Here is a 15421-nt window from a genome sequence, read left to right as displayed (position 1 = left end):
GGGGGTGTCGAACATGCATGGTTCTAAGGCGTCATTCGACTGGCAGGATCCGTTCAACCTGGATGCGCAGTTGACCGAAGAAGAGCGCATGGTGCGGCACACCGCTCAAGGTTATGCCGAGGACCGGCTGGCGCCCCGCGTGCAGGAGGCCTTCCGCCACGAAAAGACCGATCCATCGATCTTCGCCGAGATGGGCGAGCTTGGCCTGCTCGGCCCAATGGTGTCGGAGGAATACGGCGGCGCCGGCCTCAACTACGTTTCCTACGGCCTGATCGCCCGTGAGGTCGAACGCATCGACAGCGGCTACCGCTCGATGATGAGCGTGCAGTCTTCGCTCGTCATCGTGCCGATCTATACTTTCGGCAGCGAAGCGCAGAAGCGCAAATACCTGCCGGGACTGATTGCCGGCACCAAGATCGGCTGCTTCGGCCTGACCGAACCCGACCACGGCTCTGACCCGGGTTCGATGATCACGAAGGCCGCCAAGGTCGATGGCGGTTATCTGCTCTCCGGCTCGAAGACCTGGATTTCCAACGCGCCGATCGCCGACGTCTTCGTCGTCTGGGCGAAGACGTCGGATGGTCTGATCCGCGGCTTCATTCTCGAAAAGGGATGGAAGGGTCTGAGCGCGCCGGCGATCCACGGCAAAGTGGGACTTCGCGCCTCGATCACCGGCCAGATCGTCATGGACGAGGTATTCGTTCCGAGCGAGAACATGCTGCCTGAGGTGACCGGACTGAAGGGCCCCTTCACCTGCCTCAACTCCGCGCGCTTCGGCATCGCCTGGGGCGCGCTAGGTGCAGCGGAGTCCTGCTATGAGACGGCGCGGCAATACGTGATCGACCGCAAGCAGTTCGGCCGGCCGCTTGCCGCCAACCAGCTGATCCAGAAGAAGCTCGCGGACATGGCAACCGAGATCGCCCTTGGCCTGCAGGGCTGCCTGCGCCTCGGACGCATGAAGGATGAAGGCAATCCGCCGGTCGAACTGACCTCGATCCTCAAGCGCAATTCCTGTGGCAAGGCGCTGGAGATCGCCCGAACCGCCCGCGACATGCTCGGCGGCAACGGCATTTCGGACGAATTTCCGATCGCCCGCCACCTCGTCAATCTCGAGGTGGTCAACACTTATGAGGGCACGCACGACATCCATGCGCTGATCCTCGGCCGTGCCATCACCGGCATTGCCGCCTTTGCGAACTGAGGTCCGACACGAATGTTCAGGACCAGGAGACCGCTGCGCTTCGGAGACTGCGATCCCTCGGGGATCGCCTATTTCCCGTCCTACCTCAACATTCTCGTCGGGGTGACGGAGGACTTCTTTGCGTCGCTCGGCTTTCCCTGGAAAGCCATGAACGACGAGCGTCGGATCGGCGTGCCGACGGTGCGCCTCGACCTCACCTTCTCTCGTCCGGGTTTTCAGGGCGACGAACTGGATTTCGCGCTGGCGGTGCTCGGCATCGGCCGCTCGTCGCTCGACATGGAGCATTCGGTCTCCGCGAGAGACACCGTGCTCTGGACCGCGAAGCATCGCGTCGTTGCCACTTCACTCGACAATCACGCTTCTTTTGCCTGGCCGGATGATATCCGCGCCGCGCTGACCCAACATCTGGAGACGACCGATGCACACCATCCTGCAACCTGAAGGCTGGGCTAAGCCCATCGGCTATGCCAACGGCGTTTCGGCCAAGGGCCGCACCGTCTTCGTCGGCGGCCAGATTGGCTGGAATGCGCAGTCCGAGTTCGAGACCGACGATTTCGTCGAACAGGTGCGCCAGACGCTGAAGAACGTGGTCGCGGTGCTTGCGGCCGGCGGCGCCGAACCGCAGCACATCACCACCATGACCTGGTACTTCACCGACAAGCAGGAATATGTCGGCAATCTGCGCGGCATCGGCCAGGCCTATCGCGAGACCATCGGCCGGCATTTCCCGGCGATGGCGGCGATGCAGGTGGTGTCGCTCGTCGAGGACCGCGCCAAGATCGAGATCCAGGCCACCGCCGTCGTCCCCGATTGAGGTTGGCAGCATGGCCGAGATCCGATTTTCCGAGAGTGTGTCCGCCCGACTTCAGGATGGCGTTCTCGTCGCTACCATCGACAACCCGCCCGTCAATGCGCTCTCCGCGCATGTCCGGTCCGGCCTGACGGCGGCGCTCGATCATGTTGCCGAGCACCCGGCGATTGCGGGTCTCGTCATCACCGGTGCCGGCAACACCTTCATCGGCGGCGCGGATATCAGGGAGTTCGGCAAGCCGCCCGTCGAACCGGTGCTTCCCGAAGTGATCGAGCGCATCGAGGCCTTCAACAAGCCGGTTGCCTCGGCCGTCAACGGCGCCGCCCTTGGCGGCGGCTGCGAGGTAGCGCTTGCCTGCCACGGCCGCATTGCCGGCGAAAAGGCGTCGTTCGGCCTGCCGGAAGTAAAGCTCGGCCTTGTCCCGGGCGCCGGCGGCACGCAGCGCCTGCCCCGCCTGATCGGCATGGTCGCAGCGATCGATCTCATCGGATCCGGGCTTGCCGTCAAGGCCGCCGAAGCTATGGCGCTTGGCCTTGCCGACAGCGTTGCCGCCGATCCCGTCGCCGCCGCGCTGGCTTTCGTGCAGAAACAGGCCCGCAAGCCGCTTCGTCGGACCGGCATGATCGTGGTTCCGCCGGCGGACGGCGAAGCCATCGGCGCGGCGGAAGCGAAGGTTCTGGCGAAGGCCCGCGGCCAGGCTGCCCCCGCCGAGGCAATCCGCCTCGTCAAGGCTGCCGGCGAACTCGATCTAAGGCAGGGACTGGCTGAGGAACGCGCGACCTTCCTGAGGCTTCGCGATTCCACGGAGTCGGCAGCCCTCAGGCATGTGTTCTTTGCCGAGCGCGCCGCCGGCAAGGTCGAGGAGCTCGACAAGGTTTCGCCTCGGCCGATCGTGACCGTCGGCGTGGTCGGCACCGGGTTGATGGGGTCCGGCATCGCCGTCTCCGCCCTGACCTCCGGCTACCGCGTGGTTGCGTTGGAACAGACGGAAGAAGCCGCCGCCGGCGGACGGGTGCGCATCGCCGAGACGCTCGACAAGACCGTGCGCGCCGGTCGGTTGCCTGCTGATGGACGGGACGATTGCCTCGCGCGGCTGCAGACGACTGCGGACGCCGCGGAGCTCGCGGAAGCTGACCTCGTCATCGAAGCGGTGTTCGACGACCTCACGGTCAAGAAGGAGCTGTTTCAGAAGCTCGACGGCATCGTCGCCCGCGGCGCCATTCTCGCGACCAACACCAGCTATCTCGATCCCGACACGATCGCGGCGGCCACGGCCGATCCGTCGCGAGTGGTAGGCCTGCATTTCTTCTCGCCCGCCAATGTCATGCGGCTCGTCGAAGTCGTCGATTGTGCCGAGACGGCGCCGGATGTACTGGCGAGTGCGCTTGCCTTCGTCAAACGCCTCGGCAAGCTGCCGGTCGTAACCGGCGTCGCCGAAGGCTTCATCGGCAACCGTATCTTCTCGGCCTATCGCCGCGAGGCGGAGTTCATGTTGGAGGATGGGGCACTCCCGCAGGAGATCGACGCCGCGCTCGAGGCCTATGGTTTTCCGATGGGCATCTTCGCCGTCAACGACATGGCCGGGCTCGAGATCGCCTGGGCACGACGCAAGCGACAGGCAGCAACCCGCGATCCTGCCACACGCTATGTCGAAATCGCCGACAGGCTCTGCGAGGCCGGCCGTCTCGGCCGCAAGAGTGGCCGCGGCTGGTACGCCTATCCCGATGGGCAGCGGACAGTCGATCCCGACGTCACGGCGGTGATCGAGGCGGCGCGCGCAGCCAAGGGCATCACGCCGCGCGCCTTCGCGACAGGAGAGATCATGAACCGCCTGCTGAGCGCCATGGACGATGAAGGCAGGGCACTCTTGGCAGAAGGCATCGCGGCACGTCCCGGCGACATCGATCTCGTGATGATCAACGGCTACGGATTTCCCGCGCACAAGGGCGGGCCGATGTTCGCCGTCGGGCAAAGCAAAGGATAAATCTCATGGCTGAAGCCTACATCGTCGGCGGCGTGCGCACGCCCATCGGCCGCTACGGCGGTGCGCTGTCGAGTGCCCGCCCAGATGATCTCGCAGCGCATGTGATCCGCGAGGCGCTGGCGCGTGTCGCATCCGTTCCGGCCGAGGCGATCGACGAGGTCGTGCTTGGCTGCGCCAACCAGGCGGGCGAGGACAATCGCAACGTCGCCCGCATGGCCGCCTTGCTCGCCGGGCTACCGGAGACGGTCGCCGGAACGACAATCAACCGCCTCTGTGGTTCCGGTCTGGACGCGGTCGGTTATGCCGCCCGAGCGATCCGGCTGGGCGAAACCGAAATCATGGTTGCCGGCGGCGTCGAGAGCATGTCGCGCGCACCCTTCGTCATGCCGAAGGCGGAGGGCCCCTTCCAGCGCAGCACCGAGATCCACGACACGACGATCGGGTGGCGCTTCGTCAACCCGGTCATGAAACACCAATACGGCATCGACTCGATGCCGGAGACCGCCGAAAACGTCGCCGCCGAGTTTTCCATCTCGCGCGAAGACCAGGACGGCTTTGCGCTGCGCAGCCAGGCGCGCGCAGCGGCAGCGCAAAAGAGCGGACGTTTCGCCCGCGAGATCGCCCCCTATGCGATCAAGGGACGCAAGGGTGAAACGCCCCTTGTCGAACACGACGAACATCCGCGCGAGACGACGATCGAAAAGCTCGGCAGCCTGCCGACGCCATTCCGCGCCAATGGCACGGTGACCGCCGGCAATGCTTCCGGCGTCAACGACGGTGCCGCCGCGCTCATTCTCGCCTCGGCCGGCGCAGTCCGCCGCTACGGACTTCAGCCCTTGGCCCGGGTCGACGGCATGGCAACGGCGGGTGTCGCACCGCGCATCATGGGCATCGGCCCCGTCTTTTCCACGCGGAAGCTGCTGGAGCGCCTTGGTCTCGGCATCGGCGACATCGATATCGTCGAGTTGAACGAGGCCTTTGCGGCGCAGGCGCTCGCCTGCATGCGGCAGCTCGGCCTTGCCGACGATGCGCCTCATGTCAATCCGAACGGCGGCGCCATCGCGCTTGGCCATCCGCTCGGCATGTCCGGTGCGCGCCTTGCGTTGACCGCCGCATTGGAGCTCGAAGCGCAGGGCGCGAGGCGTGCGATCGCCACCATGTGCATCGGCGTCGGACAGGGCATCTCCATGCTGCTCGCGCGGCCGTGACGCCTCCATTTCCAACGTCCGCCGGAGATGATCTTCGATCAGATCGAACGCGTGACAGCATCGGGCGGCGGATCCGATGGGTGTGCGCCTGACAAATCGCGTCTTGATATTGTCGGCGGAAGCGCCCAACTGATCCGCATCGCGCGCCTTTCGACTTTCCACAGCGGCGCGTCCTCATTCGAAGCGATAGACGTCAATCTCCAAAGGTTCCCCCATGACCCAGTATCCGGATATCCTCCTTCACATCGACGGCACCTGGCGGCCGGCACGCGCGGGCAAGACCATTCCCGTCATCGACCCAGCCACCGAGGAGGCCATCGGCCATGTGGCGTGGGCGGAAATCCCGGATCTGGATGAAGCGCTGAGTGCTGCCCAGAAAGGCTTCCAGGTCTGGCGGTCGACCTCGGCATTCGACCGGGCAAAAGTCATGCGGACGGCAGCCGGTCTGCTGCGCGAGCGCGCCGGCGACATCGCCTGGCTGATGACGCGGGAACAGGGCAAGCCGCTTGCCCAGTCCAAGGGCGAAATATTAAGCGCCGCCGAGATCATCGAATGGTTCGCCGAGGAAGGAAAGCGCGCCTATGGCCAGATCATTCCGCCGCGCGCGCCTGATGTCACCCAGATGACGGTCAAGCTGCCGGTCGGTCCGGTCGCCGCCTTCACACCCTGGAACTTCCCGATCAATCAGGTGGTGCGCAAGCTCTCCGCCGCGCTGACGACCGGCTGCTCGATCATCGTCAAGGCGCCCGAGGAAACGCCGGCCTCGCCGGCCGAACTGATCCGCTGCTTCGTCGATGCGGGCATTCCCGCTGGCGTCGTCAACCTGGTCTACGGCGTGCCGGCAGTCATCTCGGAGTATCTGATCTCCCATCCGGTGATCCGCAAGATGTCCTTCACCGGCTCGACACCTGTCGGCAAGATACTGGCATCGCTCGCCGGCCAGCACATGAAGCGCGCGACGATGGAACTCGGCGGCCATGCCCCGGTCATCGTCACCGAAGACGCCGACATCGAGCAGGCCGTCGCGATCATGTCCGGCAGCAAGTATCGCAATGCCGGGCAGGTGTGCGTGTCGCCGACCCGCTTCCTGGTGCAGGAACGAGTGGCGGACCAGTTCCTCGAAGGCTTCGTTGCCGCATCGAAAAAGATCAAGGTCGGCAATGGCCTGGAAGCCGGCGTCGACATGGGACCGCTTGCCAATGAGCGACGCATCCCGGCGATCGAAAGCCTGGTCGCCGATGCCGTCGAGCATGGCGCGCGACTGGCAACCGGTGGCCATCGCATCGGCAATCGTGGCTACTTCTTCGAGCCGACGGTTCTTGCCGATGTACCGCTCAGCGCCCGCATCATGAATGACGAACCCTTCGGCCCCGTTTCCATCATCAACCGCTTCGGCCAATTGGATGACGCGATCAACGAGGCCAACCGCCTTCCGTTCGGGCTTGCGGCCTATGCCTTCACCGAGTCGGAAAGAAGCGCCCATCGCCTTGCCACCGAGGTCGAGAGCGGAATGGTCTCGATCAACCATCTTGGCCTGGCGCTGCCAGAAGTCCCCTTCGGCGGCATCAAGGATTCCGGCTACGGCACCGAAGGCGGCTCCGAGGCGATCGAAGCCTACCTGGAAACCCGCTTCGTCACGCGCAAGAGCCTGTAACCTTTGCTTCGATGCTTCCCGTTCGCGCCTGATTGCGCGGGCGGGAGGCACGCTTGCCAAGCGCCTCGCTTGCAGCGATCCACGCCAGACCCGCATAAGTAGCAACCACAAATTTACGTACTCGTTACCAAATATGGCCACCATCCCCGCCAGGCATGATGCCGAGGGAGAGCAATGATGGGCTATGATTGGGATGGCGCGCGCGGCCGCCGCATGAAAATCGCGCGATTTGGCACGGCCGTTGCCCTGGCCGCCCTGCTGGTATCGGTCGCGGCGCAGGTCGTGACCCGGGCGATCTGAGCGCGCCCCTTTCGATCTCTTCCGCGTAATCTCCCGGGGGCTGTCGGCACATCGGTATGAAGCGGCGATCGGCGAAGGTCCGAAGCCCGTTCCTGAGACTGCATTCTTGCGTTGCACGTCGGTCAGCGACCTGGTGATAGCCCGGTGTGCCGGGTTTCCAGCGGCGATCGAAGCTGATACGTTCCATTTTTGTTCCGAGTCATCTGCCGAAAACGATGGGTCAGATCTCCGTGAACCGGAATCCGTGAAGTCTTTCAAAGACATGAACGGGAACAATTCGGAAATCTTGCTGAGAACGCCTGGACACGAATGAGCGCCGCCTATCTCGAAAAACTGAATGACCGCCAGCGCGAGGCGGTGGTGCATGGTGTGGGATTGCCGCATGGCGAGGCCGGTGGCCCTCTGCTGATCATTGCCGGTGCCGGGTCTGGCAAGACGAACACGCTTGCGCATCGGGTCGCGCACCTGATCGTCAACGGCGCGGACCCGCGCCGCATCCTACTGATGACCTTTTCGCGCCGCGCCGCCGCGGAGATGACGCGCCGGGTCGGGCGTATCTGTCGCCAGGTGCTCGGCGACAACGCCGCCGTCATGACCGACGCGCTTTCCTGGGCCGGCACGTTCCACGGAATCGGCTCGCGGATCCTGAGGATCTATGCCGAACAGATTGGCCTCGGCGCGGATTTTACCATCCACGATCGCGAAGACAGCGCCGACCTCATGAACCTCGTCCGCCACGAACTCGGCTTCTCCAAGATGGAAAGCCGCTTTCCGACCAAAGGCACATGCCTTGCGATCTACTCGCGCGTCGTGAATTCGGAGAGCTCGATCATCGATGTCCTGAAAACCGCGTATCCCTGGGCCGTGAGCTGGGAACAGCAACTGAAGGAACTGTTTGCCGGCTACGTGGAGGCCAAGCAGACGCAGAACGTGCTCGATTACGACGATCTCCTTCTCTACTGGGCCCAGATGGTGTCCGACGCAGAACTGGCACAGGATATCAGCGGCCGTTTCGATCACATCCTGGTCGACGAATATCAGGATACGAACCGCCTTCAGTCTTCGATCCTGCTGTCGCTCAAGCCCGAAGGCCATGGCCTCACGGTGGTTGGAGACGACGCCCAGTCGATCTATTCCTTCCGGGCAGCCACGGTTCGCAACATCCTCGATTTTCCAAACGCGTTTTCGCCTGAGCCTGCCGACGTCATCACGCTCGATCAAAACTATCGCTCGACCCAGCCGATCCTCGCTGCCGCCAACGGCGTGATCGGGCTGGCACGGGAGCGGTTCACCAAGAACCTCTGGACGGACAGGCAGTCGGAACAGCGCCCACAGCTTGTCACCGTCAAGGACGAGACGGACCAGGCGGCCTATATCGTCGAGCAGGTTCTTGCCAACCGCGAAGTCGGCATGACCCTGAAGCAGCAGGCGGTGCTGTTTCGCTCCGCCAACCACAGCGGCACGCTCGAAGTCGAGCTCACCCGCCGCAACATTCCCTTCGTGAAGTTCGGTGGCCTCAAGTTCCTCGATAGCGCCCACGTCAAGGATCTGCTGGCAACCTTGCGCTTTGCGCAGAACCCGCGTGACCGCGTCGCCGGCTTCCGCCTGCTCCAGATGCTGCCGGGGATAGGCCCGCAGACGGCCGGCAAGATCCTCGACGCGATCGCCGCCGATCCGGAGCCGCTGGCGGCACTCGCGGAAATCCCGGCCCCGCCGAAGAGCGGCGCGGATTGGACGAGTTTCGTCGAGCTTGTTTCCGCTCTGCGGAAGGCAGAAACCGGTTGGCCGGGAGAAATCGCGACGGCCCGCGCCTGGTACGAACCCCACCTCGACCGCGTCCACGAAGACGCCGAAACGCGCAAGGCCGATCTCGTGCAGCTCGAGCAGATTGCCGGCGGCTACCAGAACCGCGAGCGGTTCCTCACCGAGCTGACGCTCGATCCGCCGGATGCCACCAGCGACCAGGCGGGCGTGCCCCTGCTCGACGAGGACTATCTAATCCTTTCGACCATCCATTCGGCCAAAGGGCAGGAATGGCGCTCGGTCTTCATGCTCAATGTCGTCGACGGCTGCATCCCTTCCGACCTCGGCGTCGGCACGACTGCCGAACTCGAAGAGGAGCGGCGTCTGCTCTATGTCGGCATGACGCGGGCGCGCGATCATCTCCAGCTGGTGCTGCCGCAGAGGTTCTTCACCTACGGTCAGAACAGCCAGGGCGACCGGCACGTCTACGCCTCGCGGACCCGCTTCATTCCGGCGACGCTGCTGCAGTTTTTCGAGACGACGAGTTGGCCGAAGGTCTCGGCAGCCGCCGGCGAGCGCAGCGCCAAACAGATCCGCATCGACGTCGGCGCCCGGATGCGTTCCATGTGGAAATGAGGGTGGGGTTGGCGGGAGCGGTGCTCCAGCCCTGAACCACCGGGAGCTTAGCCGAAATTGCGCTTGTACGTCGCCGCAATCAGCGTCTCGGCCGCGGACGCTGCCGCCTCGCCGTCGCGTGCTTCGATCGCTGACAAGATCGCCTCATGCTGCGCCAGAGACTGGCCGAACCCGCCCGAAGCTGCCATGGTCTTCGGGATGCTGATCGACAACGCTGCCCGAATGACGGATGCGACGGGCAATAGAAAGCGGTTGTGCGCCGCCTGGAAGATCTGCAGGTGGAAGGCGATATCGGCCTCGATCGCGTCCTCAAGACGCACGCCCCCCTCTGCCATGCGCAGGAATGCGGCGCGTATGTCGGCAAGTTCGGCAGCGGAGCCGCGCTTTGCCGCAAGCCTTGCGGCAAGCGGCTCGATCGAAAGGCGGATTTCGAACAACTCTTCAGCGAGCGCCTCCTGGTCCTCGGCGTCGCCCTGCCAGGAAAGCACGACGGGATCCAGCGTGTTCCAGTGCTCCGCGGCGCGCACCCGGGTTCCGAGGCGGGGCTTCGCTTCGATGAAGCCCTTGGTCGAAAGGATCTTCAGCGCTTCGCGCAGCGTCGTGCGGCTGACGCCGAGCGTCGCCAGCATGTCGGCTTCCTTCGGCAGGGTATCGCCGACCTTCAGCTCGCCGAGCGTGATGCGGCGGCCGATATCGCCCGCAATACGGGCCGGCAGGCCGCGATCCTCCCGAGCGATTGCCTTCATGCCCGCACTCTCCGTTGCATCTCCGCCCCGTTCATAGCCGGTCGCCCCAGTCAGGAAAAGCCACCCATCGCAGCGGCGTAGCGGCGCGTCATCTCGATGCCAATTGCGGTCGGTCGCATGGCCGGCGCACGGTCGTGGATGGCTATGCCCGCCCGCTCGCCGAAAAGGCGCTTGCCGTAACAAAGCAGGGTTTCGATGCCCTGCATGGTAAAGACCACACCGGGCAGCATCTGCCGATAAGCCTCTTCCGCGTGCTCGTCCCAACCGTCTGAAAAGAACTCATAGGCGCGCACGGCGTAGTCGATCGAGTCAGGCGCGAGGATCAGACCATGGCAACCGATGCGCAGGTTCTCGAGCAGCTCAAGGCCCGCACGGCCGTTGAACACCGGCAGCCGGCCCTCGGTAACCTCGATGAGATGCGCTATGTCGACGACGGGCCCTCGCCCTTCACCAGCCGGATATTTGAATGCTGGCGTACAAGCTCGCGGATATCGGCGGCCGTCAGCCCGCGGCCCATCAAGGCCGGGGCATTCTGGATGGCAAGCGGCAGATCGGTCTGATCGGCGACGCGGCCGAAGAAGCGCATGTATTCGGCGGCCGAGAACTGGCCGACCATCGGCGGCTGGAGGATCAGCCAGTCGGCGCCGGCCCGTGCCGCATGCCGCGCCTGGCGCACCTGCTCCTCGACCGACGAGCCAAAGATCGTCAGCGCGACCGGTACACGGCCGCCCGTGTCCTCGACCAGCCACTCCATGATCGCCATGCGTTCGGCCTCGTCGAGCTTTGAGGCCTCGGTTGCCAAGCCAAGCCCGGCCATGCCGTGCACGCCGCTTTCCAGGCAGATTTCCGTCTGGCGTCGCATGGCGGCACGGTCGAGCTTTTCGTCTGCGTCGAACAACGCGTAAAGGATAGCGTGGATGCCGTGAAGGTTTTCGATGCGGAAGTCGTCCACCGTTGCCTCCTCAGTGGCTTTCGCGCGGAACCGCATGGCCGCGGCCGCCGACAAGGAAATCGAGATCCGCTCCGGTGTCGGCCTGCATCACGCGCTCGACATAGAGGCCCTGGTAGCCACCTGTCATTTCCGGGATCGGTGCGGTCCAGGCGGCTTTTCGGCGCGCCAGTTCCTCTTCGCTCACGTCGAGATGGAGGCGGCGGCCGACAACGTCGAGTTCGATCCAGTCGCCGTCTCGCACCAGCGCCAGCGGGCCGCCGACAGCGGCTTCCGGCGCCGTATGGAGAACGACAGTGCCAAAGGCGGTGCCCGACATACGGGCATCCGAAATCCTGACCATGTCACGCACACCGTTTCTCAGCAGCTTCTGAGGGAGAGCCATGTTGCCGACCTCCGCCATGCCTGGATATCCCTTCGGGCCGCAGTTCTTCAGCACCATGATAGAGGTCTCATCAATATCGAGATCCGGGTCATCGATACGCGCCTTGTAATGATCGATGGTTTCGAACACGACAGCGCGACCACGATGCTGCATCAGCGCCGGTGTCGCCGCGGAAGGCTTGATGATCGCGCCATCAGGCGCAAGGTTGCCGCGCAATACGGCAATCCCGCCGCTTGCGGTGAGAGCCCGATCGAGCGGCAGGATGACATCGGCGTCGTAGTTCTCGACGCCTTCTATGTTGGCGCCGACGTTCTGTCCCGTCACCGTCAACGCGCCGAGGTCCAGGAGGTCAGCGATCTCCTTCATGACGGCAGGCAGCCCGCCGGCATAATGGAAATCTTCCATCAGATAGCGACCCGAAGGCATGAGGTTGAGGATGGTCGGGACGTCGCGACCGAGCCGATCCCAGTCGTCAAGCGAGAGTGCCGTACCGATCCGGCCGGCAATCGCCAGGAGGTGCACCACCGCATTGGTGGAACCGCCGATCGCGCCATTGACGCGGATGGCGTTGGCGAAGGCCTCACGGGCCAGGATCTTCGACAGGCGCAGATCCTCTGCCACCATCTCGACGATCCGCCGCCCGGTCAGCCGCGCCAGCCGGGCGCGGCCGGCGTCAACCGCCGGACAGGCCGCATTGCCGGGCAGCGCAAGCCCGAGCGCCTCAACCATGGACGCCATTGTTGAGGCGGTGCCCATCGTCATGCAGTGCCCCGGCGAGCGCGACATGGCGCTTTCGGCGGCCATGAAATCCTGTTGCGACATGACACCTGCACGTACGTCTTCGGAAAACTTCCACACGTCCGTCCCCGAACCGATCGTCCTGCCCTTGAAACGGCCGTTCAACATCGGCCCGCCGGAAATGACGATCGAAGGAAGATCACAGGACGCGGCCCCCATCACCAGTGACGGCGTGGTCTTGTCGCAGCCTGCCATCAGCACGACGCCGTCGATCGGGTTGCCGCGGATCGCCTCCTCGACATCCATCGAGGCGAGGTTACGGAACAACATGGCGGTCGGCCGCAGGTTGGACTCGCCGCAGGAAAACACCGGAAACTCCAGCGGCAGCCCACCTGCCTCGAGCACGCCCGCCTTGATGTGCTCGACCAGTCCGCGGAAATGCGCGTTGCAGGGCGTCAGCTCCGAGAAGGTGTTGCAGATCCCAATCACCGGCCGCCCGTCGAAGACATCGTCGGGCAATCCGTTGTTCTTCATCCAGCTGCGATGAATGAACGCGTCCTTGTCCAGCCCGCCGAACCAATGCTGCGATCGCAATTTTCTGGTCATGTGCCCTCCGATGCCCCGCCAGGTCTCCCGTGATCCTGACTGTGTATTTCTCATATAATCGGAGTTATTTTTTGGTCAAGCATTTCTGCGGCTACGGAGATCGGCAATCAGGCGTTGGGGTCCGTGTGCGAACCATCGCGAACTGACGCTGAGCGTGGCAGGTAGAAGTGAGCGCTCAGCAGAGGACGCGGCAGACGGCCACGTCTGCGGGAGAGGACTGTCGCCCGCTCGTCTGACTGTCTTCATCTCATGATGGCAAAGACCGGTGAAGACAGGTGATCTACCGAGACGTCGCGGTCGTGGCCGATGTCGGCTCGCTCACGGCACGGTTTCTTCCGCGAGCTACATTCGGCAAAATCTCAATGCCCGAAGGGTTCGGGCCCCAACCAGCGGCGGACGCCGGCGACTGGAGGATGGAACGTGCCGTAGCAACCGGCGCCGGCCGCTCGCTGGCACCCGCCTCTGTGGATAGACTTGTTGCGGACCGAAGTCTCAGGGATGATGCAGCACGCTCATCCCGCCATCGACTGTCAGGCAGGTGGCATTCATGAACGGGCATTCGTCCGAGATCATGAAGAGCGCGGCCTTGGCTATTTCCTCTGGGCTGGCAATGCGGCCGCCGGGATGAAGCTTCATCGTGTCCGCCTCGGCGGCGACCGGATCGGGAAACGAATCCCAGTATTCCACCGCCTTCTGCGTGCGGACATAGCCCGGCGCCAGCGCATTCACACGCACGCCCTGCCCGGCATATTCGAGCCCCAGCGCCTTGGTCATGCCGAGAAGCGCATGTTTGGCGACGGGATAGGGGAAGGTGTGCGGGATGATGGTGAAGGCATGGGTCGAGGCGATATTGAGGATGACGCCGCCTCCTGCCTCGATCATGCCCGGCAGCACAGCCTTGCTGCAATTCCACGCGCCCTTGAGATTGATGTCGAAGCAGCGCTGCCAATCGGTATCCGAGAGTTTCAACGGCTCGAAGAAGACGTTGACGCCGGCATTGTTGACGAGCGCATTCGGTTTGCCGATCTCGCGGGCAGCGGCAGAAATGGCCTGTTCGATGGCATCGGCATCGGTGATATCGGCCGTGGTATAGCCGACCGTTCCGCCCGACGCACGCAGGCGCTCGGCTTCGCTCGCCAACAGGTCGCCGTCACGATCGATGAGGAAGAGGCTCGCCCCCTCGCCAAGGAAGGTTTCGGCGATCGCGAGGCCGATGCCCTGTGCGGCGCCGGTGACAACGACGCGTTTTCCGTCAAGACGACCCGCCATATTCGCGCTCCTTACCACTCGGCGACGCTGCCGTCGGCGTGGCGCCAGACCGGGTTGCGCCAGCGATGGCCTTCCTTCGCCCGTTCGATCACATATTGCTCATCCACCTCGATGCCGAGACCCGGTCCTTGCGGGATCGAGACAAAGCCATCCGCGTAGTGGAAGACTTCCTTGTTGGAGACGTAGTCGAGAATATCGTTACCGGTATTGTAGTGGATGCCGAGGCTCTGTTCCTGGATGAAGGCATTGTAGCTGACGGCATCGACCTGAAGGCAGGCGGCAAGCGCGATCGGCCCCAGCGGGCAATGCGGTGCCAGCGCCACGTCGTAGGCTTCCGCCATCGCAGCAATCTTGCGGCACTCGGTGATGCCACCGGCATGCGAGAGGTCGGGCTGCAGGATATCGACATAACCGTCGGCCAGCACCGACTTGAAGTCCCAGCGCGAATAGAGCCGCTCACCGAGCGCGATCGGCGTCGAGCAATGGTTGGCGATTTCCTTCAGCGCCTCGCGGTTTTCCGAAAGCACCGGCTCTTCGATGAACATCAGGTTGAAGGGCTGCAGCTCCTTCGCCAGAACCTTGGCCATCGGCCGGTGAACCCGGCCGTGGAAATCAACGCCGATGCCGATATGAGGGCCGATCGCCTCGCGGATCGTCGCGATGGTTTCGACCGCCTTCTCCACCTTTTCCCAGGTGTCGACGATCTGCATTTCCTCGCAACCATTGAGCTTGATCGCCTTGAAGCCGCGGGCGACGACGTCGCGCGCATTGTTGGCGACGTCGGACGGGCGGTCGCCGCCGATCCAGGAATAGACCTTGATACGGTCACGCACCTGGCCGCCGAGCAGCGCATGCACCGGCTGGCCGTATGCCTTGCCCTTGATGTCCCAAAGCGCCTGGTCGATGCCGGCAATCGCCGACATGTGGACCGCGCCGCCGCGGTAGAAGCCGCCGCGATACATGACCTGCCAATGGTCCTCGATCAGCAGCGGATCCTTGCCGATGAGATAGTCCGAGAGCTCGTTGACCGCGGCCTCGACCGTCAGGGCACGCCCTTCGACAACCGGCTCACCCCAGCCGACGATGCCCTCGTCGGTTTCGATTTTCAGAAACAGCCAGCGCGGCGGAACGATGTAGGTGGTGAGCTTGGTGATCTTCATGGTGCGATATCCGCTGGGTGAAACAAGGCGG

14 protein-coding genes are annotated in these 15421 nt (G+C 64.0%); 8 read left to right on the top strand and 6 right to left on the bottom strand.

Features of this window, described 5'->3' with window-relative positions; translation table 11 throughout:
* Positions 1–13 precede the first annotated feature (13 nt).
* From LAC81_RS27990 to LAC81_RS27960, 8 genes are all read left to right on the top strand, one after another.
* Entirely contained in the window at positions 14–1201 is a 1188-nt protein-coding gene (locus tag LAC81_RS27990; protein WP_223727951.1) for an acyl-CoA dehydrogenase, read from the top strand.
* Between the two features lie 12 nt (positions 1202–1213).
* Positions 1214–1642 carry an acyl-CoA thioesterase gene (locus LAC81_RS27985; protein ID WP_223727950.1) on the top strand — a complete coding sequence of 143 codons (429 nt, stop codon included), beginning with the start codon at positions 1214–1216 and terminating at the stop codon, positions 1640–1642.
* Positions 1620–2015 (top strand): RidA family protein, encoded by a 396-nt coding sequence (locus LAC81_RS27980; protein ID WP_223727949.1) that lies wholly within the window; start codon positions 1620–1622, stop codon positions 2013–2015. The genes LAC81_RS27985 and LAC81_RS27980 overlap by 23 nt, the downstream gene beginning before the upstream one ends.
* Before the next feature lie 10 nt (positions 2016–2025).
* Positions 2026–3996 (top strand): 3-hydroxyacyl-CoA dehydrogenase NAD-binding domain-containing protein, encoded by a 1971-nt coding sequence (locus tag LAC81_RS27975; RefSeq protein WP_223727948.1) that lies wholly within the window; start codon positions 2026–2028, stop codon positions 3994–3996.
* 5 nt (positions 3997–4001) lie between these two features.
* Complete coding sequence (gene pcaF / locus LAC81_RS27970; protein WP_223727947.1) at positions 4002–5204, top strand: 3-oxoadipyl-CoA thiolase; 1203 nt, start codon at positions 4002–4004, stop codon at positions 5202–5204.
* A 214-nt stretch (positions 5205–5418) separates the two neighbouring features.
* Positions 5419–6858, top strand: coding sequence for an NAD-dependent succinate-semialdehyde dehydrogenase (locus tag LAC81_RS27965; RefSeq protein ID WP_223727946.1), 1440 nt, complete (start codon positions 5419–5421; stop codon positions 6856–6858).
* A gap of 177 nt (positions 6859–7035) precedes the next feature.
* On the top strand, positions 7036–7158 hold the full coding sequence (locus LAC81_RS38355; RefSeq protein ID WP_268906910.1) for a hypothetical protein: 123 nt from the start codon (positions 7036–7038) through the stop codon (positions 7156–7158).
* A 309-nt stretch (positions 7159–7467) separates the two neighbouring features.
* A complete protein-coding gene (locus tag LAC81_RS27960) occupies positions 7468–9537 on the top strand; it encodes an ATP-dependent helicase (protein WP_223727945.1) in 2070 nt (689 codons plus the stop codon).
* 47 nt (positions 9538–9584) lie between these two features.
* On the opposite strand, the gene LAC81_RS27955 is transcribed toward LAC81_RS27960, so the two are convergent.
* The 6 genes from LAC81_RS27955 to dgoD all read right to left on the bottom strand — a co-directional run bounded on the left by LAC81_RS27955 (position 9585) and on the right by dgoD (position 15390).
* Complete coding sequence (locus LAC81_RS27955; RefSeq protein WP_223727944.1) at positions 9585–10283, bottom strand: FadR/GntR family transcriptional regulator; 699 nt, start codon at positions 10281–10283, stop codon at positions 9585–9587.
* A 50-nt stretch (positions 10284–10333) separates the two neighbouring features.
* A complete protein-coding gene (locus LAC81_RS27950) occupies positions 10334–10669 on the bottom strand; it encodes a hypothetical protein (protein WP_223727943.1) in 336 nt (111 codons plus the stop codon).
* A gap of 35 nt (positions 10670–10704) precedes the next feature.
* Positions 10705–11235 carry a dihydrodipicolinate synthase family protein gene (locus tag LAC81_RS27945; protein WP_223727942.1) on the bottom strand — a complete coding sequence of 177 codons (531 nt, stop codon included), beginning with the start codon at positions 11233–11235 and terminating at the stop codon, positions 10705–10707.
* 10 nt (positions 11236–11245) lie between these two features.
* Positions 11246–12961, bottom strand: a complete 1716-nt coding sequence (araD, locus tag LAC81_RS27940; protein ID WP_223727941.1) for an L-arabinonate dehydratase — start codon at positions 12959–12961, stop codon at positions 11246–11248.
* A 492-nt stretch (positions 12962–13453) separates the two neighbouring features.
* Positions 13454–14230 (bottom strand): SDR family oxidoreductase, encoded by a 777-nt coding sequence (locus tag LAC81_RS27935; protein WP_223727940.1) that lies wholly within the window; start codon positions 14228–14230, stop codon positions 13454–13456.
* An 11-nt stretch (positions 14231–14241) separates the two neighbouring features.
* The gene (gene dgoD / locus LAC81_RS27930; protein WP_223727939.1) at positions 14242–15390 is read right to left on the bottom strand and encodes a galactonate dehydratase; all 1149 of its coding nucleotides are present in this window, start codon (positions 15388–15390) and stop codon (positions 14242–14244) included.
* Positions 15391–15421 lie beyond the last annotated feature (31 nt).

This window comes from Ensifer adhaerens (assembly GCF_020035535.1).
Classification (GTDB): Bacteria; Pseudomonadota; Alphaproteobacteria; order Rhizobiales; family Rhizobiaceae; genus Ensifer.
This window is presented reverse-complemented; position numbering and strand designations above follow the sequence as displayed.